Here is a 23,270-nt window from a genome sequence, read left to right as displayed (position 1 = left end):
CCTCCCGGGCGGTTCAGGAGCGCGCGGCGGTGTTGTGCTCCAGCCATTTCTGGACGGAGGGACGCTGCCACTGGGCCTCGGCGTAGGCGCGCAGGGCGTCGGGCAGGTCGTCCTGGAACAGGCGCTTGATCATGACCGCGAGGTCGGTGTCGGCGATACACCATTCATCGAACAGCGAGGTCTGGCCCGCGCCCAGCAGATGGGTGCCCACGTGGATCAGCTTGGCCGCGGCGGCATGGGCGGCATCCGACAGCGGCAGGCCGGCGGCGCCGTAGAACACGGTTTCGGTGGGACGTTCCTGGCGCAGCGCGCCCAGGTCGCTGCGCAGCCAGGCCTGCAACTGGCGGGCGCGGGCGCGCTGGCGCAGGTCGCGCGGATACAGCGCGGCGTGCGCCGGGGCGGGAAAGGCGTCTTCCAGGTATTCGGTGATGGCGGTCGATTCGGTCAGGCTGAAATCCGCATGCGTCAATGCCGGCACCCGGGAAGTCAGCGCGCGGCTCTGGTAGGGCTGCATGCGTTGCTCGCCGGCTTCCAGGTCGATGGGGCGCACCTCGAACGGCAGCTGTTTTTCAGTCAACGCCACATAGGCCGACATGGCGTAGGGGCTGAGGAACAGGGAATCGACGAATAGCGTAAGCGGGGCGCCCAAAATCTAGTCTCCGGTCTGACAGTAACAACATGCGCCGCGGCAGCAGGCCGCGGATACGTCAAAGCGTAACGCATCTGCGGCCGGCCTGTCGCGGCGGGGCCTCAGTCGACGATGAAGAGCTTGGCGCCGGTGGCGGTGGAGGAGCGGTGCGGCTCGGCCTGGTCGGCGACCTGGTAGCTCATGCCGGGCGTCAGCACGAATTGCCGGCCGTCTTCCAGTTCGGTGTGCAGTTCGCCTTCCAGGCAGAACAGGATGTGGCCCTTGCTGCACCAGTGGTCGGCCAGGTAGCCGGCCGTGTACTCGACCATGCGCACGCGCAGGTCGCCGAACTGCCGGGTGCGCCAATAGGCCATGCCGGTCTCGCCGGCGTGCTCGGTGCGCTCGACCTCGGACCAGTCGGTGGTGCCGAAGGGAATGTTGCTCATCTTCATGGTGATTCCTGCGTGGTGGTGCGGACGCGATAGCGTCCGGTAAGGAGCAGAGACTACGCCAGGGCTGGCAGCTTCTTCTGCCAGAACATGGCGCGGCCGGTGGTTTCGTCCAGGGCATAGCCTTCGAACCCCAGCTTGCGGTACAGCCCCTGGGCGACCGCGTTGCCTTCCAGCACTTCCAGGGTGATCTTGCAGCAGCCCAGATCACGCGCCCGCTCTTCCAGCGCCGACAGCAGGGCCTTGCCCACGCCCCGGCCCTGGAATTTTTCCGCCACGCCCAGGTCGTGCAGATTGAGCAGCGGGCGGCAGGCGAAAGTGGAGAAGCCCTCGAGGTAGATTGCCACGCCCGCGGCTTCGCCGTGGATGCGGGCCAGCAGCGCCCTTGCTGTGGGGCGGCGAGCCAGCTCGGCGATCAGGTTCTGCTGCGCGTAGGCGGGCAGGGGGGCGTTGCCGCCCATGGGGCCGCTGGCGTATTCGTTCAGCATGGCCAGCACCTGGCGGCCGTGTTCGGGGTCGTTGAAGTCTGCGTCGATGATTTCCAGCACGATCTCTTGTTCCTGTGGGCTAGCCGTGATCGGGGCGGGCGCCTGCAAGCGCCGGCAACCGGTCATTATGCGCGATGCCGGACGCCTGACAAGGCGCATTGAAAAATCGCGCCATAACCCCTATCTTCTTGATATCCCAGGCCGGACCCGGCGCAACCGGAGGCGGCCGCAACGCTTTGCCAAGGGCTGCACATGGAGTTCAAGGACTACTACAGCATGCTGGGCGTGGAGCGGGACGCCTCAGAAGACGACATCCGGCGCGCCTACCGCAAGCTCGCTCGCAAGTACCATCCCGACGTCAGCAAGGAAAGCGACGCCGAAACGCGCATGCGCGACGTCAACGAAGCCTATGACGTGCTGCGCGACAAGGAAAAGCGCCAGGCTTACGACAATCTGGCCGCTGGCGTCTCGCCCGAAGGCAGCTTCCAGCCGCCCCCCGGCTGGGACGAAGGCTTCGAGTTCCACCGCGGCGCCGCGCCCGGCGACGAGGCGCAGTTCAGCGAGTTCTTCTCTTCGCTGTTCGGCGGCCGCAACCGGCGCGGCGGGGCGCAGCGGCAACAGGAATTCCGCGCGCGCGGCGAGGACCACCACGCCGCGATCGAGGTGGACCTCGAAGACGCGCTCAAGGGCGCCACGCGCGACATCAGCCTGCGTTCCATGCAGATGGACGAGCAGGGCCATCCCCACATGCAGACCCGCACGCTCAGCGTGCGCATTCCTGCCGGCGTGCGCGAAGGCCAGTACATCCGGCTGGCCGGGCAGGGCATGCCTGGCTATGGCGGCGGCGAGAACGGCGACCTGTATCTGGAAGTCCGCTTCAAGCCGCATCCGCGCTACCGCGTCGACGGCCGCGACCTCTACATGACGCTGCCGGTGGCGCCATGGGAAGCCGCGCTGGGCGCCAGCGCGCATGCGCCCACGCCCGGCGGCACGGTCGAAGTGTCGATCCCCGCGGGGTCCGCCAACGGCCGCAAGCTGCGCCTGCGCGGCCGCGGTATTCCGGGCGATCCCCCCGGAGATCTCTACCTGGTGCTGGACCTGGTGTTGCCGCCCGCCGATAGCGAAGCGGCCAAGGAGGCCTACCGCAAGCTGCGGCAGGACCTGCCCTTCAATCCGCGGCGCCACCTGGGGGTATGACCATGAAAAAAATAGTCGTCACCACCGCCACGGTCGTGGGCAAGTCCCGGCCGCTTTCCGCCGACGACCTGGCCCGCGCCTGCGGCGAGGAAGTCGAATGGGTCGTGCGGCTGGTCGAAGTGGGCATCGTCAGCGCCAGCGGCCAGGGCCCCGCCGAATGGCGCTTCTACAGCACCGACCTGCAACGGGCGCTGGATGCGCGCCGCCTGGTGCGGGATTACGGCGCCGGGCTGGACGCCGCCGCGCTGATCCTGGACCTGAGCCAGGAAGTCCGCCGCCTGAAGGCGCAACTGCGCGCGTTGGGCCTGGAGGACAAGTAGGGCTGCGCGCGGGTAGGTAAACTAGCTGGTTGTTGAAGAAGCCCAGCGGAACATCTTGCAGACCCCTCCAGCCCCCGCGCCCGCGCTTGCGGGCAGCGCCCGCATCGACGGCCTGAAATCCTGCCTGCCCGTCATGATCGGCTACTTCCCGGTGGCCGTGACTTTCGGCATCGCGGGCGTGGCCGCGGGCCTGTCGCCCCTGCAAGTGGTACTGATTTCCGTGCTGGTCTATGCCGGCGCCAGCCAGTTCCTGCTGCTCGCTTCCATCAAGGCCGGCACCCCGTGGCTGTGGGTGGTGGCGCTGTGTTCGCTGCTCAATGCCCGCCATCTGCTGTACGGCCCGCTGTTGTCGCGTTTCCTGCCGGCGGGGCTGAATGAGCGCCTGAAGGTCGCCTTCCTGCTCACCGATGAAGTCTTCGCCACGGCTTTCAACCGTTTGCAGACCGTGGAGCCCGCGGGCCGCCAGCGCTGGATGATCGCGCTGGGGCTGGGCGCGTGGCTGACCTGGATCGCCGGCACGGCCGTCGGCGTCTACGCGGGAGACGGCCTGGAGCGCCACTACCCCATGCTGTCCCAGGTGATGCGCTTTGCGCTGCCCGCGCTGTTCATGGCCCTGGTATGCCAAAGCGCGAAGCGCGGCATGGGCCTGCCCATCGTCGCGGCAGTAGCCGGAGCCGGGGCCGTGGCCGCGCTGGGCCATACCAGCCTGGCGATCCTGGCCGGCGCGGTCATCGGCTGCGCGGCGTATCGGCTGAGGAGGTCCGCATGAACACTGACGGACTGGGTTTCTGGGGCGCGGTGATCGCCATGGCGGCCATCACTTATTTGACGCGCGCCTTGCCCTTCATGCTGTCCGAGCGCAGCCGCCTGCTGCGCCACCTGTCGCGCGAAGGCTCGGCGCTGGCCGCCCTGGGGCCATCGCTGCTGGCGGGAATCGCGGCGGCGGTGATCGTGCCTGACCTCCTGGCCGCCGGCGACCAGGCGGCGAACCTCGGTCCCTATGTGGGCGGTCTGGTCGTGACCGCCGTGGCGGCCCGCCTGGTCAGCAATGCTGGCGTCGCGGTGTTGCTGGGCATGGCGGGATACGGGGTGTTGCTGGCCTTGGCGGCGTAAGGCCAGCGGGGCAAAATGGTCGGACTTCCACGGAGGCCGACCATGCTTACGCTTTATCATGCGCCGCGCTCGCGCTCGTTCCGGATACTCTGGCTGCTCGAAGAACTGGGCGTGCCTTACGACACCGAAATGGTGTCCATCCGCGGCACCGACAGCGCGGGCCACATGCCCTCGGACTACATCGACATCCACCCGCACCGCAAGGTGCCAGCCCTGGTGCATGACGGCGTGCCCGTGTTCGAGACGCCCGCCATCGCCCTCTATCTGACCGATCTGTTCCCGCAAGCGGGGCTGGGTCCGGTGGTGGGAGATCCGCTGCGCGGTCCCTACCTGACCTGGCTGGCGTATTCCACCGGCGTATTCGAGCCCGCCATGGCCGAGCGCGCCTTCAAGACGCCGCATCCGGGCGGCGCGCTGGGTTGGGGTTCGGCCGAGGAGGTCGAACAGGTGCTGACCCGGGTCTTGCAGGCGCGGCCGTTCTTCCTGGGCGACCGGTTCTCGGCGGCGGACATCGTGCTGGGCGGCACCCTGCAATACATGATGCAGGTGAAGGTCATGCCCGAGACGCCCGTGTTCACCGCCTATGCGGAACGGCTGGGCGACCGGCCAGCCATGCATCGCGCCTTGCAGCGCGACGGGGACATCGAGGAAGCCTGAAGCGGCGCATCGGGCTTCAACCGCGCCCGATGCGGGCGTTGAGGTCTGCCTGCCATTCCTTGGGACGGCCCAGGTAGCGGCTGGGCTCCAGCATTTCGCAGATGCCATCGCGTTCCAGCGCCAGGGTGGGAAAACCGCTGCCGCCGACCTGCGCCAGCAGCCTGCGGCTGGCGGCGATGTGCGCGGCGGTTTCGGCGCCCTGCGCCGCGGCGTAGGCAGCGCGGAAGGCTTCCGGGTCCAGGCCGATATCGGCGGCCAGGGAGGCCAGCACCGCGGGATCGGCGATGCGCAGTCCCTGCACGTAGTGCGCGCGCTGGATGCGCTTGAGCAGGTCCAGCCCGCGGCCGGCCAGCGTCTGCGCGGCCAGGATGGCGGTGGTGGGCGGCTCGGAATCGAACACCGCGCCCTCATCGCGCAACAGGCCGTTGTAGTAGTCGTCGCCGAAGGGCTGGCCGGTCAGGCCGGCGATGCGTTCGTCATGCGGCATGACGTAGCGGCGCAGCCTGTCGGTGACCGGCTGGCGGTTGCCGCCCGTCATCATGCCGCCGCCATGCAGCGCGATGTCCAGGCCGGGGACGGCGCGAGCCGCCTCCACCAGCGGCGCGGCGCCATAGCACCAGCCGCAGAGCGGGTCGAAAATGTAATGCAGGGTGGGATTTGAGGTAGCCATGGCGTCATGGTAGACGCGGGCCTGCCCCGGAGAAAGCCTGGCGGGGTAGCCAGAGTGTTGCATCGGCCGTGCAGATTGCCTGCACGGCCGCTCAGTATCAACCGGCGATCTGCACGCCGACCCAGAACAGGCCGGCGGCCAGCAGCATCGAGGCGGGCAGGGTCAGCACCCAGGCCATCAGGATGTTGCGCACGGTGCTGCCCTGCAGGCCGCTCTTGTTGGCGATCATGGTCCCGGCCACGCCCGAGGACAGCACGTGGGTGGTGGACACCGGCAGGCTGAAGACGTTGGCGATGCCGATGGCGCCCATCGCGGTGACTTGCGCGGACATGCCCTGCGCATAGGTCATGCCCTGCTTGCCGATCTTCTCGCCCACCGTCAGCACCACGCGGCGCCAGCCGACCATGGTGCCCGCGCCCAGCGCCAGGGCGACTGCCACGATCACCCAGAAGGGAGCGTATTCGGTGGTGGCCGTCAGGTCGGCGCGCAGGCGTTGCAGGTCGGCGCGTTCGCGGGCCGGCAGCCCTTCGATGCGCGCGACCTTCTTGGCCGTGTCGTCCAGGCAGAGCAGGTAGCGGCGCACGGAGATGCGCTTCTCGGCCGGCAGGTCGGCGTAGTTGGACACGCCGTGCAGGTCGGCCTGCAGCGCGGCGATGGTCGGCATGGTCAGTTCGGGATCGCAGCGGAAGTTGCGCGGCAGCTCGGTGGTCGCGTCCACGCGCTTGAGCGCCAGGTATTCGCCCAGCATGGCTTCATTGCGCTGGTAGAACACGTTCAGGTGGTTGGCGGCGTCGCGGGTGCGCTCGATCTGGTAGGTGGTGCTGTTGGTGTCCAGCACGAAGTTGGCGGGCACGATGCCGATCAGCACCAGCATGATCAGGCCGATCCCTTTCTGGCCGTCATTGGAGCCGTGCACGAAGCTCACGCCCATGGCGGACAGCACCAGCACCAGACGGTTCCAGAAGGGCGGATGCTTCTTGTTGTCGATGGCGCGGCGCTGTTCCGGCGTCTTGTGCATCTTCGACAGCGGCAGCCAGCGCTTGAGCGCCAGCAGCAGGCCGCCCGCCACCAGGAAGCCGGCCACCGGCGACACCACCAGCGACAGGCCGATGTCGATGGCCTTGCCCCAGTTGACGCCGTCCGCCAGCGGCAGGTCGGTGATCAGGGCGTTGGCCAGGCCCACGCCCAGGATCGAGCCGATCAGCGTGTGCGAGCTGGACGCCGGAATGCCGAAGTACCAGGTGCCCAGGTTCCAGGCGATGGCCGCGGCCAGCATGGCGAACACCATGGCCAGCCCGCGGCCGGTATCCACGTTGATCAGCAGTTCCACCGGCAGCAGATGCACGATGGCATAGGCTACGCCCACGCCGCCCAGCAGTACGCCCAGGAAGTTGAATATGCCGGAAAGCACCACCGCCAGATGCGGCGGCATGGCCTTGGTGTAGATGACCGTGGCCACGGCGTTCGCCGTGTCATGGAATCCGTTGATGAATTCGAAGGCCAGGACGAATGTCAGGGCCAGCGCAAGGCTGAGGCCAACCCAGAGGTCTAGGCCGTGGAAGAGGTCGAACATGGAGGCGGGGGAGGTTCCGGCGAGAGGAGCCGATTATTGCAGATTTGTGACCTGTCACTGGTTGCTTGCGGCTACCAAGTGCGGCCAGCCAACCCCGCCCGGGGTCAGAATTTCGAATACTGGAACTCGATTTCCATCGGTTTGCCCAGGTTCGCCGAGGTATCCGCCTGGATCATCATCACCGCCAGGACGCCCAGATAGAGCAGGCACAGCCACAGGGTTCGTTTCATTGCCGGCCCTCCTTCATGGGTAGAAAACTTCCGCGATCTTCTGGTTCACGCGCAGCCAGCCCAGTTCGCCCAGGTGCTGCACGTCCCGCAGCGTCCCCACTTCGAAGGGCGCGCTGTACATGTCCATGCAGCGCATGGCGTAGCGCTGGCACAGCGCCGCCACTTCCCGCTGCACGGGGCCGAACCGGTCCAGGTCCTTGAACACCAGGGGATGCAGCGGTTGCATGACGAACAAGGCGTTGACCCCGCGCTGCCGCAGCAGCGCCATCAGCGCGTCCAGCTCGCGCAGCTCGTCGCGGCCGGTCAGCGGCTGGGGCAGATAGGCGGTCTTGCCGCCTTCGGGGATGCTGCGCAGGTACTTATTGAAGAACTCGTCGCGCACGGCATAGCGGTTGCCGCCCATCAGGGCCTGTTCGGCGCCCTGGGCCTCGGCGGCCAGCGCTTCCCAATCCACCACGCGGGCGGCCGCGGGCGGCCCCTCGCGTTCACGTTCGGGGGCAGGCGCTGCATGGGCAGCGGGCGCCCACAGGTCGACCAGGCGCTGGCGGAAGACGTAGGCCTGTTCCGCCGCCATGGACCAGGCGACGCCCACGTCGCCCTTGGCCTGCAGCCAGCGGACCACCTCCGCCCGGCCTTCGGGCTGCCGCAGCAGGCGCGGCAGCAGCGGATTGGCGTGCTCCTTGAACTCGTCGGGTCCCAGTCCGCCTTCACCGTCGAACCAGCCCGGCGACAGCATCACCACCACGCGCGAGGCCGGCGACAGGTCCTCGGCCATCGCCGCCAGCACCAGCTGCATGCCCAGCGACTGGAAGCCCGAATGGCCATAGGCCAGGACCGGCATCTGCAATTCGTCGGCCAGGTAGCGGTAGGGCACGAAGCGCAGGTCGTTGCTGGTCAGCTCCGACGAACCCAGGATCACCAGCCGGTCGCCCGTGCGCAGGGCTTGGCTCATGCGGGACAGGTTGCGCGTCTGTTCCTGCAGCGTGTTGCCCAGGTTTGGGATGTAGATGCCTGGCGCGGCCGCCGGCACGGGTTCTGTTTTCAGCGCCAGGGAGTGCAGCGCGCCCCATCCGGCGGCGGCCGCCGCGGCCAGGGCCAGCGCCGCCGCCAGCGCATGCTGCCGTAGTGTGCGTTTGAACATGGGGAACCAATGCCGCGCGGGGCCCTCTCTATTGGACAGGTTTGTTAGCGGATGTTATCGAGCGGGCATGACCGGAACAAGCGCGGGAAAGCGGGGCCAGAGCGCAATTCGCCTTTTTGCCACAGGGTCCGCGGCTCGCGCGCCGCCCGCCGCCGCCAATCCCGCAGGGAAGGAATGCGATAGCATCGCTCTGGCGGGCCTCTTCTGGATTTCCATGATTGACCCCGCCCGCGGCCGCATCCGCGCCGCCCGAATGTTCCTCACCAAGATTGCGCAGCCCATGACCGCCACTACCCGTATCGCCCGCAAGCACCCCGACGAATTGATCGTGGGCCTGGTGTCCGTTTCCGATCGCGCCTCCAGCGGCACCTATCAGGACCAGGGGCTGCCCGCGCTGCGCGAATGGCTGGGCGGCGCCCTGGCCTCGCCCTGGCAGGCGGTGGACCGCCTGATCCCCGACGAACCCGCGCGCATTTCCGAGACGCTGATCGAACTGGTGGACGGCTGCGGCTGCGACCTGGTCCTGACCACCGGCGGCACCGGTCCGGCGCGCCGCGACGTCACGCCCGAGGCCACGCTCGCCGTCGGCACCAAGGAAATGCCCGGCTTCGGCGAACAGATGCGCCAGATCAGCCTGCGCTTCGTGCCCACCGCGATCCTGTCGCGCCAGGTGGCCGTCATCCGGGAAACGCCCGCCCACGCCGCCCTGATCGTGAACCTGCCCGGCCAGCCCAAATCCATCCGCGAAACGCTGGAAGGGCTGAAGGGCGAGGACGGATCCGTGCTGGTGCCGGGCATCTTCGCCGCCATTCCCTATTGCATCGATCTTATCGGCGGCCCGTACGCCGAAACCCGGCCGGAAATCATCGCGGCCTTCCGCCCCAAATCGGCCCGCCGCGCGCCGCAGGCCTGATCCGGCGCTGCGTTATATTGGCCGCCCATCCACCTCCAACCGCTTGAGAGTTCCATCGCCATGAAGGTTCGCACCGCTTTGTCCCTTACTGTCCTGGCAGCCTTGTCGGCCTGCGCCAACGTCAAAGACGTGCGCGACCGCGATCCGGTCTTCTACGGCTCCACCCAGCGCACACCCGAGGACTACACGGCCTGCGTGGCGGAATCCTGGAAGAACCTGGGCGTCAATTTCCAGCAGAAGGCTGTGCGCAACGGCTTTGAACTGATCCAGGAAGACAGCCTGGGCGTTGAAGCCGTGCTGACGACCACGCACTGGAAGGGCAAGACCGAAGCGCGCCTGTCCACGCGCATCGCGCGCCGCGACCAGAGCATCATCGAGCCCGCCAACCTGTGCCTGTGAACGCCATGCAGCATCGTCGCGACGTCCTGCGGCTGGGCCTGGCCGCGGCCGCCCTCTGCCTGGGCCTGCCGGCCCGCGCGCAGCAGCAGAGCGGCTTCATCAGCCGCAAGCTCAACGTCCCTGTGCCAGGCGGCGTCGCCGTCCTGGGCCTGGGCAATGCCGAGCGCGCGCCCGAGGTCAGCTTCCTGGGCCGGCGCGTGCTGGTCGTGCGAGAAGAGGGCAAGCAGTGGATCGCCGTGGTCGGCATCCCGCTCAGCGTGAAACCGGGCGAGCAGCAGGTGGAAATCAAGGATGCGCAAGGCAAGCGCTCACAGTCCTTCAAGGTCGGCGCCAAGGAATACAAGGCCCAGCACATCACGCTGAAGAATCCGCGCCAGGTCAATCCGGATCCGGACGACATGAAGCGCATCGAACGCGAGCAGGCCGAGCAGGCCGCCGCCAACCGCGCCTACCGCGCGGGCGTCACGCCCAGCAACCTGCTGCTGGACCGCCCGGTGAACGGCGGCCGCCTGTCCAGCCCCTTCGGCCTGCGCCGTTTCTTCAATGGCGAGGAGCGCAATCCGCATTCGGGACTGGATTTCGCCGTGCCGTCGGGCACGCCGATCAAGGCGCCGGCCGCTGGCGTGGTCGTACTGGTGGGGGATTACTTCTTCAATGGCAAGACGGTGTTCCTGGACCATGGCCAGGGCTTCGTCAGCATGTTCTGCCACATGTCGGCCATCGACGTGAAGGTCGGCGACGAAGTGCCGCGCGGCGGACTGGTGGGCAAGGTCGGCGCGACCGGCCGCGCGACCGGCCCGCACCTGCACTGGAACGTCAGCCTGAACGACGCGCGCGTCGATCCGGCCATCTTCATCGGGGCGTTCAAGCCCTGATCCTGTCCCGGGATTTGGGGGCGCGGAACCGCGCCCTCAGGCCGTGGCGGCCTGCTGCGCGATCAGTTGCAGCACATGCTGGTGCACGCGTTCGGCATAGTCCATATGCTGCCGCACGTTGAACTGCTCGGCTTCCTGCTCGTCCAGGCAGTTGTCGTACTTGGTCTTGGCCTCGGCGTAGGTCAGGCCGGTATTGCGCAGGCTGTTGATGAAGGACTCGCGCGACTGATGCAGCAGGCGCAGGCCTTCCTCGCCCTTGACGAATTTTCTTCGCGCCAGGGCAAGCTGGTCAGCGGCGGCTTGCAGATCTTGTGTCAGGTCCATCTTGCTTCATGCTCGTCCTGCCGGGCGTCGCGCCGGGCAGAGGGCGCCATTCTTTCATGAACGGGCGCTCCACGCATTACGGCATCGCGCGGCCCAGGTTTAAGGCTGGCGCGAAAAGGGAGCCGGCGCGGGGCCGGCCCTGTCGCCCTGGCTTAGCGGCGGAATTGCTGGGGACGCTGCGGCGCGGGACCGCGCTCGTCCTTGTGGCGGAAGTTGATGCGGCCCTTGGTCAGGTCATACGGCGACATTTCCAGGGTGACGCGGTCGCCGGCCAGGATGCGGATGCGGTGCTTGCGGATGCGGCCGGAGGCGTAGGCGCCGACTTCGATGCCGTTGTCCAGCTTCACACGGTAGCGGCTATCGGGCAGCACTTCGTCAACGATGCCGTCCAGTTCGATGAGTTCTTCTTTAGCCATTCTTTTCTCCTATCAAAACGCGCAGCCATACCGACGGCATGGCGCGCCGCGCGTAGCGGCAAGCGCGTCGGACCCGAACGGGCGGGTCCAGCGGTTTGAACGTAAAACGTCCGGGCAAGCGCGGGTAAGGGCCACGGCATCCGAAGCGGATGTCTGAAATGACGGATACTCGCGCCGCGTGGGCAGTGTGCGCGCGGTGCGCGGCTTGGTCGCGGCGGCGCCTTTTGCGCAAATCGCCGGAAGAAGCGGGGTGGAGCTTGTGCTGCCAGGCCGCGCAACGATGGAGGTGGAGGCGCGCCCGGTGGCGGAGGGGTTTTTCCGGAAAAACCAAGCACGTCCTGGGTTGCCCCGAGCATTGCCCGCAGGCGGTACAGGTTGGCACGCAGAGTGACCGAAGCCCGGTTTTTGCGGAAAAATCACGGACTTATGGTACTGCAAAGCGCAATATTTAGCCAGTATTTATCTGTGGCCGCGCTGCGATAGTTGCTGTTCAACGACTCTAGCGTGCCGGTATCCGCTCACGGTATTCAGCTTCCACCCGGCCGAGCACGGACCAGAACGGACCCGGGGCGCGGCCGGCCAGGCGGGCTTCGAGCACGCCCAGATGCACATGCCAGCCGCCGGCCACGTCCACCATGCCGTCGCGCGAGGACAGTTTGCGGTGGGTCAGCACCAGGCGCGTTTCCTTGCCTTCCGGCGACAGCTCGAAGGTGACCTCGGAAGGATGGCCGGGGGAGCCGCCCCAGGTGAAAGCCAGCAAATGCGGCGGTTCGCAGCGCGTGATGACGCCTTGCGTGGTGACGCCGCCTTCGTACGGCTTGTAGGCATCAGGCACCGGTTCGGCCACCGAGGACAGGTCCGCGTGCATGAAGCGCAGCGTCACGCCGCCGCCTTCGCGCAGCTCCATGTCGCCGGATGCCAGCCAGCGGCCGCGTTTTTCGGATTCGGTGAGAAAAGCCCAGACCTCGTCGACGCTGGCGGGCAGTATCCGCGTAAAGCGGATGGAGGTGGGGTCCAGAACGACGCCGTGATCACTCATGTGGTTCTCCAGAAGACGCGGCCGGGGACCGGCTGGCGGCGAGCGCGGCTTCCAGCGCGCCCAGCTTGCCCGACCAGAATTGTTCATAGAAGCGCAGCCATTGCATGGCCTCGGCCATGGGTTCGGGATTGAGGCTGCATACATGCGTGCGGCCGCGGATGGAGCGCCGCACCAGACCGGCGCGTTCCAGGGCCTGCACGTGTTTGGAAGCGCCCGCGAAACTCATGCTGTGGGGCGCCGCCAGTTCGCCGATGGTCTGTTCGCCCCGGGCCAGGCTGCGCAGCATGTCGCGGCGCGTGGGGTCGGCCAGCGCGCGAAAGACGGCATCGAGGGCGGGGGAGGGAATTGATTCAACCATGAGGTTGAATATAGTCCTGCCTCGCGAATTAATTCAACTAGTTGGTTGAATTTTTATGTAACCGCCTGCGGATGATCTTCTTCCATCGCCCCATATGCATCGGGGTACTGCGGCAGGCCGTCGGTGATGTCGAACCAGGGCGCCTTGCTGGCGACGTGGCAGTGGGCCGCCGGCTTGATGCCGGGGTCGTCGTCCAGCGGACCCAGAGGCAAGCCATAGACGTCCGGCGTCTGGTCGAAGCGGGTCAGAAGGGGCGTGCCGCAGGCTTCGCAGAAGCCGCGGTAGCTGCCCGGAGACGAGCAGTACCAGGTGACGTGGTTTTCTCCGCGGGTCCAGGCGAAGTCCTTGGCCTGGACCGTCGCCCGGCTGCGGAATGCCGCGCCATGCGCCTTGCGGCAGATCGTGCAATGGCAGTTGAGGGCGTCGGTGAGCGGACCCGTGATCTCGTAGGCGACGCGGCTGCACAGGCAGGAACCTTTGATCATGATGAACGCCAGGCTGGTGGGGAATATCCCCAATATACCTGTGGCGCGCCGGGCTGGAGGCGGCCTTTGTGACGAACGTCTTTCAGATCGTTCCAGTGTCCCTATTTTCAGCCAAATGAATCGATTCCCGGGTCATCGTGCTGTCATGCCGCGAAAACAGAATGCCGCCATGAACACATCCAAGGGGATTCAACGATGACCTACGCCATCGAAGTACAAGGGCTCAGCAAGAGCTTCCACGCCGGCGCCAAGGCGCTGGACGGCGTGAACCTGCAAGTGGCCGACGGCGAGATGGTTGCCTTGCTCGGCGCCTCGGGTTCGGGCAAGTCGACGCTGCTGCGTCATCTGTCGGGTTTCGTGGCTGGCGACGCGGGCAGCGTGGCCGTCAACGGCCGCATGATCCAGCGCGACGGCCGCCTGAGCCGTGACGTGCGCTCCGCGCGCGCCGGCATCGGCTTCGTGTTCCAGCAATTCAATCTGGTGGGCCGCCTGCCGGTCATCACCAACGTGCTGACCGGCCTGCTGCCGCGCGTGCCGCTGTGGCGCAGCCTGACGCGCTGGTTCCTGCGCGGCGAAGTGCAGCAGGGCCTTGAAGCGCTTGCCCAGGTTGGTATAGACGACTACGCATTTCAGCGCGCTTCGACGCTGTCCGGCGGCCAGCAGCAGCGCGCGGCCATCGCCCGCACGCTGGTGCAGAACGCCCGCGTCATCCTGGCCGACGAACCCATTGCCTCGTTGGATCCGGAATCCTCGCGCCGCGTGATGGACACGCTGGCCCAGATCAACCGCAGCCGCAAGGTAGCCGTGGTGGTGTCGCTGCACCAGGTGGATGTGGCTTTGCGCTATTGCCCGCGGGTGGTGGCGCTGCGCCACGGCAAGGTGGTCTACGACGGCCCCTCCGCCGCGCTCACGCCTGCCATGCTGAGCGACCTGTACGGCTCCGAACTGAGCGAGCTGCTTCCCGAATATGCGCCGCAAGCGCCGGCCATGCCCGGCATGGCGCCGCTGTCCCGCCTGGCGCAAGCCGCCTGATACCCCGACCCATTTCTCCCCGGAGCCTTCCATGCTACGCAGAACCTTTGTCACCCTGATCGCCGCCGCGGCCCTGTCCACGCAGGCCTACGCGCAAGACGCCAAAACCCTGAATTTCGGCATCATCTCGACGGAATCGTCGACCAACCTGAAGTCCGTGTGGCAGCCCGTCATCGACGACCTGAGCCGCGCGATCGGCGTGCCGGTCAAGCCCTTCTTCGCGTCCGACTACGCCGGCATCATCGAAGGCATGCGCTTCAACAAGGTGCAGATGGGCTGGTTCGGCAACAAGTCCGCAATCGAGGCGGTAGACCGCGCCAAGGGCGAAGTGTTCGCTTCCGTCATCGACAAGGACGGCAACCCCGGCTACTGGTCGCTGCTGATCGTCAACAAGGACAGCAACCTGAAGACCCTGGACGACGTGCTCAAGCGCGGCGGCACGCTGAGCTACGGTGCGGGCGATCCCAACTCGACCTCGGGCACGGCCGTGCCCGGCTATTACCTGTGGGCCGCCAACAAGATCGAACCCAAGACCTTCTTCAAGACGGTGCGCGCCAGCAACCACGAAACCAATCTGCTGTCGGTCATCAACAAGCAGGTCGACGTGGCCGTCAACAACACCGAGGCGCTGGAGCGCTATCGCCTGAACACGGGCAAGGACGCCAACGACAGCGTGCGCGTGCTGTGGAAGTCGCCGCTGATTCCGGCCGACCCGCTGGTCATGCGCAGCGACCTGCCGGCCGACCTGAAGGCCCGCATCCGCGACTTCTTCGTCAACTACGGCAAGGGCAAGGACGCCGAGCGTGAAATGGCCAATCTGAAGGCGCTGACCTATCAGGGCTTCCGCGTCTCCGACAACCAGCAGCTGGTGCCGATCCGTCAGATCGAGCTGGCGCGCGAGAAGGCCAAGGTCGAAGCCGACGCCACGCTGGGTCAGGCCGAAAAGCAGAAACAGCTGGCCGAACTGGACAGCAAGCTGGCCAGCCTGGGCCAGCCTGCCGCCAAGCAATAAGCCTGCAAGCGGCAAGCCGGTGCGCCGCGGGCGCGCCGGCTTGCCCGCAACTGAAACCCAACCAGCGGATCGCCTTTTCCTATGAACGTAGCCATGCAGACCTCCCGCCTTTCCGCCGCGCCGCGCTCGTCGCTGCCAGTCCTGCTCGTATGGGCCGTCGTGCTGGCGCTGCTGGTCATGTCGTGGCAGGGCGCCGACATGCGGCCCCTGGACCTGCTGCGCGATTCGGGCAACATGGCCCAGTTTGCCGCCGACTTCTTTCCGCCGAATTTCCGCGACTGGCGCATGTACCTGGACGAGATGATCGTCACCGTGCAGATCGCGGTCTGGGGCACCTTCCTGGCCATCGTGGTGGCGGTGCCGCTGGGGCTGCTGTGTTCGTCGAACATGGTGCCGGCCTGGGTGTACCAGCCCATGCGGCGCCTGATGGACGCGTGCCGCGCCATCAATGAAATGGTGTTCGCCATGCTGTTCATCGTGGCGGTCGGGCTGGGCCCGTTCGCCGGCGTGCTGGCGCTGTGGGTGCACACCACCGGCGTGCTGGCCAAGCTGTTCTCGGAAGCGGTCGAGGCCATCGATCCGCGTCCGGTGGAAGGCGTGCGCGCCACTGGCGCGAATGCGCTGGAGGAAATCGTCTACGGCGTGATTCCGCAGGTGCTGCCGCTGTGGATCTCGTATTCGTTGTACCGCTTCGAATCCAACGTGCGCTCGGCCTCGGTGGTCGGCATCGTCGGCGCGGGCGGCATCGGCACCGTGCTGTGGGAAATCATCCGCAGTTTCCGCTACGCCGAAACCTGCGCCGTGATGATCATCATCGTGGCTTTCGTGGTCATCATCGACATGGCGTCCGCGCGTATCCGGCGCGCGCTCATCTGAGCCTGCGCGGGGCCCGGGCGGGCCCCGCCGGCCTCAGGCCTGCGGAAGCAGCGCCTGGAACGCAGGCAGCGCCAGCAGGCCCGCCAGCTGCGCGGCCTGCACATCGGCTTCCGACACCACCGCGCGCGGCATCAGGAAGTTGACGGTGCCCAGGCAGACCTCGCCGTACACCACCGGCACGTTGATGACGGAGCGCAGGCCCAGGCGCTGGATTGCGTCATGGTCGTTGAAGAACTCGCGGATCGCGTCTTCGCCTTCACCCACGAACACTTTTTTTTCCAGCAGGACGTGGCGGCCCCAGGCCGTGCCGCTCTTGTCCTTGCTGCCGCCGGGCGGATAGGCCTCGGGGTTGGAGCTATACAGCCGCAGCACCCGCATGGCCTGCGCGTCATAGCGGTTGACCGTGCACAGCGTGTGCGCCAGCGCGGCATGCGCATGGGCGTCGATGGCCCGGAAGGCCGCCGTGGAATCGGCGGCGGCGTATGCCTGGACAATGGCGGCCACGCCGGCCTGCGTCGGCGCAGCGGAACGGATGCTTACGGTCATTCGGCGGTGATTCCCAGTTCTTTGATCAGCTTGCCGTACTTGTCGGCATCGCGCGCCAGGATCTGGCCGAATTGCTCCGGCGTGGTCTCGGTCAGCAGCACGCCCATGTCGCCCATTTTCTTGATGACTTCGGGACGCTTGAGGATCAGGTTGATCTCGCGGTTCAGGCGTGCGGTCAGTTCGGGCGGCATGCCTGCCGGGCCGAAGGCGCCGTACCAGACCGACAGCTCGTAGCCCGGCAAGGTCTCGGCCACCGTGGGTACCTCGGGCAGCAGCGGCGAACGCGCTTCCTCGGTGACGGCCAGCAGCTTCAGCTTGTTGTTCTGCACGTGCGGCAGGGTCTGCGTGCCGGCGCTGAACAGCACCTGCGTGCGGCCGGCCACGGTGTCCAGCACCGCGGGCGCGCCGCCGCGGTAGGGGATGTGCATCATTTTCACGCCGGCGGCCTTCTCGAACAGCGCGGCGCTCAGGTGGTTGGTGGAGCCCTGGCCGGCGGAGGCATAGGCCACGGTGCCGGGATTGGCCTTCAGGTAGGCGATGAACTCCTTCACGTTGGACGCAGGGACCGACGGGTTCACCACCAGGGTGTTGGTGACCAGCGCGAGTTCGGCGATGGGCGTGAAGTCCTTCACGCCGTCGAACGGCATGCTGGAGTAGAGCGCCTGGTTCATCGTGTGCGTGCTCATCGAGCCGACCAGCAAGGTGTAGCCGTCGGGCTTGGCGCGCGCCACGAAGGTGGTGCCGATGTTGCCGGACGCGCCCGAGCGGTTTTCCACGATCACGGGCTGGCCCAGCGATTGGGTCAATCCTTCGGACAGCACGCGCGCCAGGATGTCGGTGGAGCCGCCCGCGGCCCACGGCACGATCAGCGTGATGGGTTTTTCGGGCCACGCGGCGTGGGTGAGCGCGGGCGCGGCCAGCGCCAGTCCCAGCGCGCACGTGCGCAGCAGTCGTTTGAATTGCAGTTTCATGGTGTTTACCCCTTTGCTTGATGTCCGGTCTGTGTGCCGGTTGAATGAAACAGGTTCAGCGGCCGGCGGCATAGCCCTGCATGCCGCGCGGGTTGGCGCCGGCGCGCAGCAGCAGGCCGCCGCCCGCGGCAGGCTCGCGGGTGCAGGCGCTGATGCGGCCTTCGGACCAGTCCGGCCCCACCTTGACCTCGTGGCCCGCCGCGCGCAGCGCCTCCAGCGTGGCGGCCGGCATGCGCGATTCCACGGTCAGCCGGTTCAAGGTCAGGCTGCGCGGCCAGAACGAGCCCGGGAAGTGATCGATATGCCAGGAGGGCGCTTCGATCGCCTCCTGCAGGTTCATGCCCATGACATGGCGCAGGAAGAACGCCACCGTCCATTGGTCCTGCTGGTCGCCGCCTGGCGTGCCGAATGCCATGTAAGGCTGGCCGTCGCGCAGCGCGAGACCCGGCGACAGCGTGGTGCAGGGACGCTTGCCCGGCTGCAGCTGGCCCGGCACGCCTTCGTCCAGCCAGGTCATCTGCAGGCGGGTGGTCAGCGGGAAGCCCAGGCCGGGCACGACGGGGCTGGATGACAGCCAGCCGCCCGACGGCGTGGCGGCCACCATATTGCCGTCGCGGTCGATGACGTCGATCTGGCAGGTGTCGCCCACGAATATCTCGCGCGCCGCCCATTCGGCTACCGGCGGCAGCGCGGCGAAGGTCGGTTCGCCCACGCCGAAGCGGGTGTCGGAGGCAGCCAGGGTGCGCACGGCTGCGTCCAGGTCGGGCAGGCGCGGCGCCTGGCCGCCCGGGCAGCCAGGCAGGAACTCGGACGACGCGCGCGCGCCGATGCCTGCCGCGCGGGAGCGGGCGTATTCATCGCTGAGCAAAGCGGCCAGCGGTACTTGCGTGTGGTCAGGGTCGCCGTACCAGGCCGTGCGGTCGGCGAAGGCCAGCTTGGCGGCTTCGGCCACGTAGTGCACGAATTGAGGCGAGGTCGGTTCCAGTCCGGCCAGGCCCAGGTGCCGCAGTATCGCCAGTTGCTGCAGGTGGACCGGGCCTTGCGACCAGACCCCGCACTTGGCCACCGTGTAGCGGCCGTACTGCACGGTGAGGGGCTCGTCGTAGGTGGCGCGCCAATCGGCCAGGTCGGACTTGCGCAGCAGGCCGCGGTTGCGCTGGCCCGTGGTGTCGCGCACCTCGGCCCGGGTGTAGTAGTCGTCGATCGCGTCGGCCACGAAGCCGCGGTACCAGAGCTCCAGCGCGGCGTCGATGCGGCCGCGCCGGTCGGTGCTGCTGGCATGCGCTTCGTCCAGGATGCGGGTGTAGGTGGCGGCGATGGCGGGCGTGCGGAACAGTTCGTCAGGCGCAGGCACGCGGCCGCTGGGCAGCCAGACGTCGCGCGAACTGGTCCATTCGTCGCGGAACAGCGCCTGTACCGCCAGAATGGCCTGCGAGATGCGCGGCACCAGCGGAAAGCCGTTGCGCGCATAGTCGATCGCCGGGCGCAGCACGTCGGCCAGTTCCCAGGTGCCGTAGTCGCGCAGCAGGGTCAGCCAGGCGCCGAAAGCGCCGGGTACCGTGGCGGGCAGCAGACCGATGCCGGGCACCAGTTCCACGCCCAGGCTGTGGAAATAGGCGGGCGTGGCCAGCGCGGGCGCGGGGCCCTGGCCGCAGAGCGCGCGCATGCGCTGTTCCCGCTCGCTCCAGAACAGGATGGGCACTTCGCCGCCGGGGCCGTTCAGGTGCGGTTCCACGATCTGCAGCGTGAAGCCGCCCGCGACCGCCGCGTCATAGGCATTGCCGCCGCGCTCCAGCACGCTCATGGCCACTTGCGAGGCCAGCCAATGGGTGGAGGAAACCACGCCAAAAGTGCCGCGTATTTCGGGACGGGTAGTGAAGGATGCGCTCATGAGGCCGGTCCGGGCAGCAGGGGATGGTTGCAGTATAGGGTCATGAAATAACTGCTTTTTCCTTTGTTGGCATAATTGAATAACCAATTGGTTATAGGAAAGATCGTGACCTGGGATGCAGCCCGTCTCGCCAACCGCCTCAAGCATCGCCACCTGGCGCTGCTGATCGAAATCGCCAGGCACGGCTCGCTCACGCGCGTGGCCGCCGCGGCCGGCATCAGCCAGCCCGCCGTCACCAAGGCGCTCACGGAGATCGAGGACATCTTCGGCGCGCCGTTGTTCACGCGCACCGGGCGCGGCCTGCAACCCACGCCGCTGGGCAACCTGGCCCTGGTGCGCGCGCGCCACATGCTCAGCGACCTGGACCTGTGGGCACGCGAGGTCGAGGCCCTGCACGCCGGCCGTTCCGCGCATCTGCAGGTGGGCGTGGTGCCCTACGTGTCCAGCGCCTTGCTGACGGCGGCCATCAGCCGCCTGCACCAGCGCCACGGCGTGACGCTCAGCCTGCACCGCGCCACCACCGACCATCTGGTGCCCATGCTGCGCCGGCATGAACTGGATTGCATCATCAGCCGCGCCACTTCGACCGTGGCGCCGGAGGATCTGATCCACCGCGTGCTGTACCGCCAACGGCCGCGCCTGATTGCGCATGGCCGGCTTGCGCAGCGGCTGGCGCGGCGCAAGCCGGACTGGGCCGCCGTCGCGGCAATGGACTGGGTCCTGCCGGCGGCCAACACGCCGACGCGGCAACTGATCGTGGAGCACTTCATCCGCGCCGAATTGCAGCCGCCATCGCCGGTGTTGGAGGCGTACTCCACCGACGTGATCGAAGGCATGCTGACGGTGAACGAGACCCTCATCTCCGTGGTGCCGGAGGACATCGCGCGCGAACTTTGCCAGCGCGGCAAGCTGGGCATGGTGCCTTGGGACTTCGGCTGGGAATTGCCGCCCATCAACCTGATACGGCGCAAGCGCGAACAGCCGCTGGCGGCGGAGGAATGCTTTTCGGAGATCCTGCTGGATCTGTGCGGCGACGCCGCCGCGCCCTGGGGCCAGGGCGATCCGCGTTGAACGGCGGCGCTAGGCGTTGAGCTTGCCGCGGGCGATGTTCAACAGTGCGGCGGCAGCGGTTTCCGGGGCGGCATCGTTGCTGACGCGCAGCAGCCGGCATTGTTGCGGCACGGGGAATGCCTGCATCGCGCGCGCCAGGCGCTGCGCGATCTGTTCCGCGCTTTCCCGGCCGCGTCCCGCCAGGCGGCGGACGAGCTGGCCGGGATCGACCGTGACCTCCACGGCGGTCAAGGCCGGGTAGCGCGAGTGCGCCTGTTCCAGGTGCGCGCGCGAGCCGTTGATGATGACCGCGGCGCCGCAGGAGAGCCAGGCGTCTATTTCGATGCCGATGCCGTAGTGCAAGCCATGGCTGGCCCAGCGCAGGGCGAAGCAGCCCAGCGCGGCGCGGCGTCCGAACTCGTCTTCGGTCAGGCATAGCGCGTCTTCGGTGGCGCCGCTGTCGCGCGTGATGTAGCGATGCGCGACCAGCACGGGCTCGTCGCCGCGCAGTTCCGCGCGCAGCAGGCGCAGCAAGGTGTCCTTGCCGCTGCCCGATGCGCCCATCAGGTAGATCAGCCTGGTGCCGTCGGCGGGAACCGAGGTGCTCATGCTGCCGCCGGCCCTTGCAGATAGCCGGCCCCGGCCGCATCGGCGCTGGTGCCGTCAAAGCCGTAGTGCCTTGCCGCGACAAAGTCCGCGCCTGGCGCGGGCTGCACGTAGACGCTGACTCCGGGAACGGCCATGGGCTGTCCGCGCAAGGGATCGGCGAACGCGGCGATTTCAGCCTGCGCTTGCGACAGCGCCTCGCCGTGCAGCTTGCCGGTCAACGTGATGTGGAAGACGTAGGTATCGAATACGTACGGATAGCCCCAGCGCGCCAGCATGGATTGCTGCGGCGGACTGAGCGATTGCGGTTGGCGGCGCGCGGTTTCCTCGGGCGTGGGCGGTGCGCGCAAGGAGTCCAGGTCGCGCACGGCGGCTTCGGCCAGGGCCTGGATCCGCGCGCGTCCCTGCGTGTCGGATGCAGCGATGCGCCAGGCCAGGAAGCCGCGCAGCGGTTCGCACTCCAGTTCCAGCGAGAATGGCGTGCCGCCTGCGGCCAACTGGCGGGCGGCCGCGTCGACTTGTTCGGGGCTGGCGCCCGGATTCAGCCGGAAGGGCGGCTTCAGCGTCGCATGCAAGCCATAGTGGCGCGGCGCTTCGGTCCAGCCGCGCGACGCCGCGTTCTGGCCCGGCAGCGGCGGCAGCGCCAGGCCGGTGTCGGCGCAGCGGCCCAGCCAGCGGCTGCCGTGTTCGCGCCAGGGGCCGGTGGGCGCCAGGTACAGGGCGTAGCGATGGGCGAGCGGCATGGTCAGGCCGCCATGCGCTGGCTATGGCTGTCGCCGAAGGCGCGCGTGGCATAGCGCAGTTCGCCGCCCACGATCGCGGCGCAGACGCGGGGCAGGCCCGGCACCTGGTCGTCCACCACGATGGCGTCGGCGATCAGCCCCGGCGCCAGTGCGCCGCGGTCCTTCAGGCCGGCGGCTCGGGCAGGATTCAGCGACACCAGATCCCAGGCCTGCGCCAGCGGCAGCACGCCGTCGTTGGCCAGCTTCATCACGGCGGCCAGCGGGGCAGGGTAGTAATAGTCGGACGTCAGAATGTCGCACAGGCCCGCACGGATCATTTCGGTGGCGCCGGGTGCGCCAGTGTGGCTGCCGCCGCGCACGACGTTGGGCGCGCCGAAGACCACCGAATCACCCAGGTCGCGGGCCACGCCGGCGGCCTCGCGGGTCAGCGGAAACTCCGCCACGCCGCAGCCCAGCTGGTGGTAGTAGCGGCGGGTGGCGGCATCCGGATCGTCGTGCGAGGCCACCTTCAGGCCCGCTTCCTGCGCGCAGCCGGTCAGCTCGCGCATGGCATCGGCCACCGCGTCGGCGGCAGCCATGGCGGCGCGGATGCGGTCCTGGAAGACGTCGAGGTCGCACTCGGCGCGGTTGGCGTACTGCATCAGCTTGCGCTCGTCGCCCAGACGGCGCGCCATGCTGGGCAGGTGGTCGTTCAGGGCCAGGAAACGCACGCGGCCGTCGCGTATCCATTGCTGGGCAATCTCCAGGCCGCCCACGTGATGGGTTTCGAAGCGCAGGTGCACATAGTGCCGCGCGCCCATGAGATGGCGCATTCTTTCCAGCGCGTCGAACATGCGTTCGGCGTAAGCCTCGCCGCGCAGCCCGCCTTCCCAGGACAGGGTCACGCCATGGAACTCGGTGGTGATGCCGTTGGCGAGCAGTTGGCGGTCCACGTCGAACAGGGCGCTGTCGTAGGGAAACGTCACGCTGGGCCGCGGCATGACGGCGCGCTCGAAGGCGTCGCCGTGCAGGTCCACGATGCCGGGCAGCACCAGCAGATTGCCAGCGTCGAACCAGGGCGCGCCCCGCGGCGCCGCGGCGGCGGAGCCTTCGATCAGTCCGCCATGGAACCGCAGGCTGGCCTGTTCGACGCCGCGCGGCGTCAGGATGCGTTGGCCTGTGACACCGGCCAGGGGCGAGGGGGCGTGCGTGTGTGTGTTCATGGCGTGACGTTAGTGGGATTGCATTACAACCAGATGTCTAGATGAGTTAATCCATTAGTCGGAGCC

General features: G+C 67.7%; 30 protein-coding genes. 12 read left to right on the top strand and 18 right to left on the bottom strand.

Features of this window, described 5'->3' with window-relative positions; all coding sequences use genetic code 11:
- Nucleotides 1-13 precede the first annotated feature (13 nt).
- From yfcF to ACZ5YA_RS14580, 3 genes are all read right to left on the bottom strand, one after another.
- Nucleotides 14-649 carry a glutathione transferase gene (yfcF, locus tag ACZ5YA_RS14590; protein WP_059379487.1) on the bottom strand — a complete coding sequence of 212 codons (636 nt, stop codon included), beginning with the start codon at nucleotides 647-649 and terminating at the stop codon, nucleotides 14-16.
- A 101-nt stretch (nucleotides 650-750) separates the two neighbouring features.
- Nucleotides 751-1,080, bottom strand: a complete 330-nt coding sequence (locus tag ACZ5YA_RS14585; protein WP_054451523.1) for a DHCW motif cupin fold protein — start codon at nucleotides 1,078-1,080, stop codon at nucleotides 751-753.
- A gap of 53 nt (nucleotides 1,081-1,133) precedes the next feature.
- The gene (locus tag ACZ5YA_RS14580; protein ID WP_464092697.1) at nucleotides 1,134-1,625 is read right to left on the bottom strand and encodes a GNAT family N-acetyltransferase; all 492 of its coding nucleotides are present in this window, start codon (nucleotides 1,623-1,625) and stop codon (nucleotides 1,134-1,136) included.
- A 192-nt stretch (nucleotides 1,626-1,817) separates the two neighbouring features.
- Between ACZ5YA_RS14580 and ACZ5YA_RS14575 the strand changes: the two genes are divergently transcribed.
- From ACZ5YA_RS14575 to ACZ5YA_RS14555, 5 genes are read left to right on the top strand one after another with little or no spacing between them, the layout of a single operon-like run.
- Complete coding sequence (locus tag ACZ5YA_RS14575) at nucleotides 1,818-2,762, top strand: DnaJ C-terminal domain-containing protein (RefSeq protein ID WP_464092696.1); 945 nt, start codon at nucleotides 1,818-1,820, stop codon at nucleotides 2,760-2,762.
- A gap of 2 nt (nucleotides 2,763-2,764) precedes the next feature.
- On the top strand, nucleotides 2,765-3,082 hold the full coding sequence (locus ACZ5YA_RS14570; RefSeq protein ID WP_059379504.1) for a chaperone modulator CbpM: 318 nt from the start codon (nucleotides 2,765-2,767) through the stop codon (nucleotides 3,080-3,082).
- A 55-nt stretch (nucleotides 3,083-3,137) separates the two neighbouring features.
- Entirely contained in the window at nucleotides 3,138-3,851 is a 714-nt protein-coding gene (locus ACZ5YA_RS14565) for an AzlC family ABC transporter permease (protein ID WP_059379484.1), read from the top strand.
- Entirely contained in the window at nucleotides 3,848-4,195 is a 348-nt protein-coding gene (locus ACZ5YA_RS14560; RefSeq protein WP_059379483.1) for an AzlD domain-containing protein, read from the top strand. Before ACZ5YA_RS14565 ends, ACZ5YA_RS14560 begins: the two co-directional genes overlap by 4 nt.
- Before the next feature lie 42 nt (nucleotides 4,196-4,237).
- Nucleotides 4,238-4,852 (top strand): glutathione S-transferase family protein, encoded by a 615-nt coding sequence (locus ACZ5YA_RS14555; RefSeq protein ID WP_059379482.1) that lies wholly within the window; start codon nucleotides 4,238-4,240, stop codon nucleotides 4,850-4,852.
- Nucleotides 4,853-4,868: 16 nt separating this feature from the next.
- On the opposite strand, the gene ACZ5YA_RS14550 is transcribed toward ACZ5YA_RS14555, so the two are convergent.
- The 4 genes from ACZ5YA_RS14550 to ACZ5YA_RS14535 all read right to left on the bottom strand — a co-directional run bounded on the left by ACZ5YA_RS14550 (nucleotide 4,869) and on the right by ACZ5YA_RS14535 (nucleotide 8,466).
- Nucleotides 4,869-5,522 carry a DsbA family protein gene (locus ACZ5YA_RS14550; RefSeq protein WP_118932799.1) on the bottom strand — a complete coding sequence of 218 codons (654 nt, stop codon included), beginning with the start codon at nucleotides 5,520-5,522 and terminating at the stop codon, nucleotides 4,869-4,871.
- A 97-nt stretch (nucleotides 5,523-5,619) separates the two neighbouring features.
- Nucleotides 5,620-7,095 carry an inorganic phosphate transporter gene (locus tag ACZ5YA_RS14545; RefSeq protein ID WP_059379480.1) on the bottom strand — a complete coding sequence of 492 codons (1,476 nt, stop codon included), beginning with the start codon at nucleotides 7,093-7,095 and terminating at the stop codon, nucleotides 5,620-5,622.
- 104 nt (nucleotides 7,096-7,199) lie between these two features.
- The gene (locus ACZ5YA_RS14540) at nucleotides 7,200-7,325 is read right to left on the bottom strand and encodes a hypothetical protein (protein WP_262422096.1); all 126 of its coding nucleotides are present in this window, start codon (nucleotides 7,323-7,325) and stop codon (nucleotides 7,200-7,202) included.
- 13 nt (nucleotides 7,326-7,338) lie between these two features.
- Nucleotides 7,339-8,466: a D-alanyl-lipoteichoic acid biosynthesis protein DltD gene (locus ACZ5YA_RS14535; RefSeq protein ID WP_464092695.1), complete on the bottom strand. Its 1,128-nt coding sequence runs from the start codon at nucleotides 8,464-8,466 to the stop codon at nucleotides 7,339-7,341.
- Nucleotides 8,467-8,746: 280 nt separating this feature from the next.
- Here ACZ5YA_RS14535 and mog point away from each other — a divergent pair, with 280 nt between their 5' ends.
- Genes mog through ACZ5YA_RS14520 form a run of 3 tightly spaced genes read left to right on the top strand, consistent with a single transcriptional unit; the run spans nucleotide 8,747 to nucleotide 10,653 of the window.
- The gene (gene mog, locus ACZ5YA_RS14530; RefSeq protein ID WP_118932809.1) at nucleotides 8,747-9,379 is read left to right on the top strand and encodes a molybdopterin adenylyltransferase; all 633 of its coding nucleotides are present in this window, start codon (nucleotides 8,747-8,749) and stop codon (nucleotides 9,377-9,379) included.
- Nucleotides 9,380-9,439: 60 nt separating this feature from the next.
- Nucleotides 9,440-9,778: a hypothetical protein gene (locus ACZ5YA_RS14525; protein WP_059379478.1), complete on the top strand. Its 339-nt coding sequence runs from the start codon at nucleotides 9,440-9,442 to the stop codon at nucleotides 9,776-9,778.
- Nucleotides 9,779-9,783: 5 nt separating this feature from the next.
- Complete coding sequence (locus tag ACZ5YA_RS14520; protein ID WP_059379502.1) at nucleotides 9,784-10,653, top strand: peptidoglycan DD-metalloendopeptidase family protein; 870 nt, start codon at nucleotides 9,784-9,786, stop codon at nucleotides 10,651-10,653.
- 36 nt (nucleotides 10,654-10,689) lie between these two features.
- Here the strand turns inward: ACZ5YA_RS14520 and ACZ5YA_RS14515 are convergent, their stop codons facing one another.
- From ACZ5YA_RS14515 to ACZ5YA_RS14495, 5 genes are all read right to left on the bottom strand, one after another.
- The gene (locus tag ACZ5YA_RS14515) at nucleotides 10,690-10,977 is read right to left on the bottom strand and encodes a hypothetical protein (RefSeq protein WP_059379477.1); all 288 of its coding nucleotides are present in this window, start codon (nucleotides 10,975-10,977) and stop codon (nucleotides 10,690-10,692) included.
- A gap of 152 nt (nucleotides 10,978-11,129) precedes the next feature.
- Entirely contained in the window at nucleotides 11,130-11,393 is a 264-nt protein-coding gene (gene infA / locus ACZ5YA_RS14510) for a translation initiation factor IF-1 (protein WP_013395703.1), read from the bottom strand.
- A gap of 499 nt (nucleotides 11,394-11,892) precedes the next feature.
- Complete coding sequence (locus ACZ5YA_RS14505) at nucleotides 11,893-12,432, bottom strand: SRPBCC family protein (RefSeq protein ID WP_059379476.1); 540 nt, start codon at nucleotides 12,430-12,432, stop codon at nucleotides 11,893-11,895.
- Nucleotides 12,425-12,790, bottom strand: a complete 366-nt coding sequence (locus ACZ5YA_RS14500; RefSeq protein ID WP_059379475.1) for an ArsR/SmtB family transcription factor — start codon at nucleotides 12,788-12,790, stop codon at nucleotides 12,425-12,427. Before ACZ5YA_RS14500 ends, ACZ5YA_RS14505 begins: the two co-directional genes overlap by 8 nt.
- 53 nt (nucleotides 12,791-12,843) lie before the next feature.
- A complete protein-coding gene (locus tag ACZ5YA_RS14495; RefSeq protein WP_059379501.1) occupies nucleotides 12,844-13,275 on the bottom strand; it encodes a GFA family protein in 432 nt (143 codons plus the stop codon).
- 195 nt (nucleotides 13,276-13,470) lie between these two features.
- Between ACZ5YA_RS14495 and phnC the strand changes: the two genes are divergently transcribed.
- The 3 genes from phnC (at nucleotide 13,471) to phnE (ending at nucleotide 16,195) form a co-directional block, all read left to right on the top strand.
- Entirely contained in the window at nucleotides 13,471-14,307 is an 837-nt protein-coding gene (gene phnC, locus ACZ5YA_RS14490; RefSeq protein WP_059379474.1) for a phosphonate ABC transporter ATP-binding protein, read from the top strand.
- Between the two features lie 31 nt (nucleotides 14,308-14,338).
- Nucleotides 14,339-15,319, top strand: coding sequence for a phosphonate ABC transporter substrate-binding protein (phnD, locus tag ACZ5YA_RS14485; RefSeq protein ID WP_059379473.1), 981 nt, complete (start codon nucleotides 14,339-14,341; stop codon nucleotides 15,317-15,319).
- Between the two features lie 81 nt (nucleotides 15,320-15,400).
- Complete coding sequence (phnE, locus tag ACZ5YA_RS14480; RefSeq protein ID WP_088142243.1) at nucleotides 15,401-16,195, top strand: phosphonate ABC transporter, permease protein PhnE; 795 nt, start codon at nucleotides 15,401-15,403, stop codon at nucleotides 16,193-16,195.
- Between the two features lie 33 nt (nucleotides 16,196-16,228).
- Here the strand turns inward: phnE and ACZ5YA_RS14475 are convergent, their stop codons facing one another.
- The 3 genes from ACZ5YA_RS14475 to ACZ5YA_RS14465 are packed head-to-tail and all read right to left on the bottom strand — an operon-like array spanning nucleotide 16,229 to nucleotide 19,603.
- The gene (locus tag ACZ5YA_RS14475) at nucleotides 16,229-16,741 is read right to left on the bottom strand and encodes a GAF domain-containing protein (protein WP_059379471.1); all 513 of its coding nucleotides are present in this window, start codon (nucleotides 16,739-16,741) and stop codon (nucleotides 16,229-16,231) included.
- A complete protein-coding gene (locus tag ACZ5YA_RS14470) occupies nucleotides 16,738-17,712 on the bottom strand; it encodes a Bug family tripartite tricarboxylate transporter substrate binding protein (RefSeq protein WP_306635905.1) in 975 nt (324 codons plus the stop codon). Before ACZ5YA_RS14470 ends, ACZ5YA_RS14475 begins: the two co-directional genes overlap by 4 nt.
- A gap of 55 nt (nucleotides 17,713-17,767) precedes the next feature.
- On the bottom strand, nucleotides 17,768-19,603 hold the full coding sequence (locus tag ACZ5YA_RS14465) for a gamma-glutamyltransferase family protein (protein ID WP_118932793.1): 1,836 nt from the start codon (nucleotides 19,601-19,603) through the stop codon (nucleotides 17,768-17,770).
- Between the two features lie 105 nt (nucleotides 19,604-19,708).
- Here ACZ5YA_RS14465 and ACZ5YA_RS14460 point away from each other — a divergent pair, with 105 nt between their 5' ends.
- On the top strand, nucleotides 19,709-20,674 hold the full coding sequence (locus ACZ5YA_RS14460; RefSeq protein WP_118932792.1) for a LysR family transcriptional regulator: 966 nt from the start codon (nucleotides 19,709-19,711) through the stop codon (nucleotides 20,672-20,674).
- A gap of 9 nt (nucleotides 20,675-20,683) precedes the next feature.
- Here ACZ5YA_RS14460 and phnN read toward each other — a convergent pair whose 3' ends face one another.
- From phnN to ACZ5YA_RS14445, 3 genes are read right to left on the bottom strand one after another with little or no spacing between them, the layout of a single operon-like run.
- A complete protein-coding gene (phnN, locus tag ACZ5YA_RS14455) occupies nucleotides 20,684-21,262 on the bottom strand; it encodes a phosphonate metabolism protein/1,5-bisphosphokinase (PRPP-forming) PhnN (protein ID WP_464092694.1) in 579 nt (192 codons plus the stop codon).
- Nucleotides 21,259-22,002: a DUF1045 domain-containing protein gene (locus ACZ5YA_RS14450; RefSeq protein ID WP_118932791.1), complete on the bottom strand. Its 744-nt coding sequence runs from the start codon at nucleotides 22,000-22,002 to the stop codon at nucleotides 21,259-21,261. The genes phnN and ACZ5YA_RS14450 overlap by 4 nt, the downstream gene beginning before the upstream one ends.
- A 2-nt stretch (nucleotides 22,003-22,004) precedes the next feature.
- Complete coding sequence (locus ACZ5YA_RS14445) at nucleotides 22,005-23,204, bottom strand: alpha-D-ribose 1-methylphosphonate 5-triphosphate diphosphatase (RefSeq protein ID WP_118932790.1); 1,200 nt, start codon at nucleotides 23,202-23,204, stop codon at nucleotides 22,005-22,007.
- Between the last annotated feature and the right edge of the window lie 66 nt (nucleotides 23,205-23,270).

Source organism: Achromobacter sp. JCM 18799 (assembly GCF_055395645.1).
The sequence above is the reverse complement of the archived record's forward strand: the minus strand, read 5'-3'. Positions and strand labels throughout refer to the sequence as shown.

Coding starts and splice junctions, on each gene's coding strand:
- ACZ5YA_RS14540 (WP_262422096.1), bottom strand. CDS start 7,325: ATGAAACGAACCCTGTGGCTGTGCCTGCTCTATCTGGGCGTCCTGGCG.
- ACZ5YA_RS14520 (WP_059379502.1), top strand. CDS start 9,784: ATGCAGCATCGTCGCGACGTCCTGCGGCTGGGCCTGGCCGCGGCCGCC.
- ACZ5YA_RS14470 (WP_306635905.1), bottom strand. CDS start 17,712: ATGAAACTGCAATTCAAACGACTGCTGCGCACGTGCGCGCTGGGACTG.
- ACZ5YA_RS14575 (WP_464092696.1), top strand. CDS start 1,818: ATGGAGTTCAAGGACTACTACAGCATGCTGGGCGTGGAGCGGGACGCC.
- ACZ5YA_RS14445 (WP_118932790.1), bottom strand. CDS start 23,204: ATGAACACACACACGCACGCCCCCTCGCCCCTGGCCGGTGTCACAGGC.
- phnN (WP_464092694.1), bottom strand. CDS start 21,262: ATGAGCACCTCGGTTCCCGCCGACGGCACCAGGCTGATCTACCTGATG.
- phnE (WP_088142243.1), top strand. CDS start 15,401: ATGAACGTAGCCATGCAGACCTCCCGCCTTTCCGCCGCGCCGCGCTCG.
- ACZ5YA_RS14550 (WP_118932799.1), bottom strand. CDS start 5,522: ATGGCTACCTCAAATCCCACCCTGCATTACATTTTCGACCCGCTCTGC.
- ACZ5YA_RS14495 (WP_059379501.1), bottom strand. CDS start 13,275: ATGATCAAAGGTTCCTGCCTGTGCAGCCGCGTCGCCTACGAGATCACG.
- phnC (WP_059379474.1), top strand. CDS start 13,471: ATGACCTACGCCATCGAAGTACAAGGGCTCAGCAAGAGCTTCCACGCC.
- ACZ5YA_RS14505 (WP_059379476.1), bottom strand. CDS start 12,432: ATGAGTGATCACGGCGTCGTTCTGGACCCCACCTCCATCCGCTTTACG.
- ACZ5YA_RS14570 (WP_059379504.1), top strand. CDS start 2,765: ATGAAAAAAATAGTCGTCACCACCGCCACGGTCGTGGGCAAGTCCCGG.
- ACZ5YA_RS14500 (WP_059379475.1), bottom strand. CDS start 12,790: ATGGTTGAATCAATTCCCTCCCCCGCCCTCGATGCCGTCTTTCGCGCG.
- ACZ5YA_RS14450 (WP_118932791.1), bottom strand. CDS start 22,002: ATGCCGCTCGCCCATCGCTACGCCCTGTACCTGGCGCCCACCGGCCCC.
- ACZ5YA_RS14475 (WP_059379471.1), bottom strand. CDS start 16,741: ATGACCGTAAGCATCCGTTCCGCTGCGCCGACGCAGGCCGGCGTGGCC.
- ACZ5YA_RS14555 (WP_059379482.1), top strand. CDS start 4,238: ATGCTTACGCTTTATCATGCGCCGCGCTCGCGCTCGTTCCGGATACTC.
- ACZ5YA_RS14585 (WP_054451523.1), bottom strand. CDS start 1,080: ATGAAGATGAGCAACATTCCCTTCGGCACCACCGACTGGTCCGAGGTC.
- infA (WP_013395703.1), bottom strand. CDS start 11,393: ATGGCTAAAGAAGAACTCATCGAACTGGACGGCATCGTTGACGAAGTG.
- ACZ5YA_RS14465 (WP_118932793.1), bottom strand. CDS start 19,603: ATGAGCGCATCCTTCACTACCCGTCCCGAAATACGCGGCACTTTTGGC.
- ACZ5YA_RS14535 (WP_464092695.1), bottom strand. CDS start 8,466: ATGTTCAAACGCACACTACGGCAGCATGCGCTGGCGGCGGCGCTGGCC.
- mog (WP_118932809.1), top strand. CDS start 8,747: ATGACCGCCACTACCCGTATCGCCCGCAAGCACCCCGACGAATTGATC.
- ACZ5YA_RS14515 (WP_059379477.1), bottom strand. CDS start 10,977: ATGGACCTGACACAAGATCTGCAAGCCGCCGCTGACCAGCTTGCCCTG.
- phnD (WP_059379473.1), top strand. CDS start 14,339: ATGCTACGCAGAACCTTTGTCACCCTGATCGCCGCCGCGGCCCTGTCC.
- ACZ5YA_RS14545 (WP_059379480.1), bottom strand. CDS start 7,095: ATGTTCGACCTCTTCCACGGCCTAGACCTCTGGGTTGGCCTCAGCCTT.
- ACZ5YA_RS14560 (WP_059379483.1), top strand. CDS start 3,848: ATGAACACTGACGGACTGGGTTTCTGGGGCGCGGTGATCGCCATGGCG.
- ACZ5YA_RS14525 (WP_059379478.1), top strand. CDS start 9,440: ATGAAGGTTCGCACCGCTTTGTCCCTTACTGTCCTGGCAGCCTTGTCG.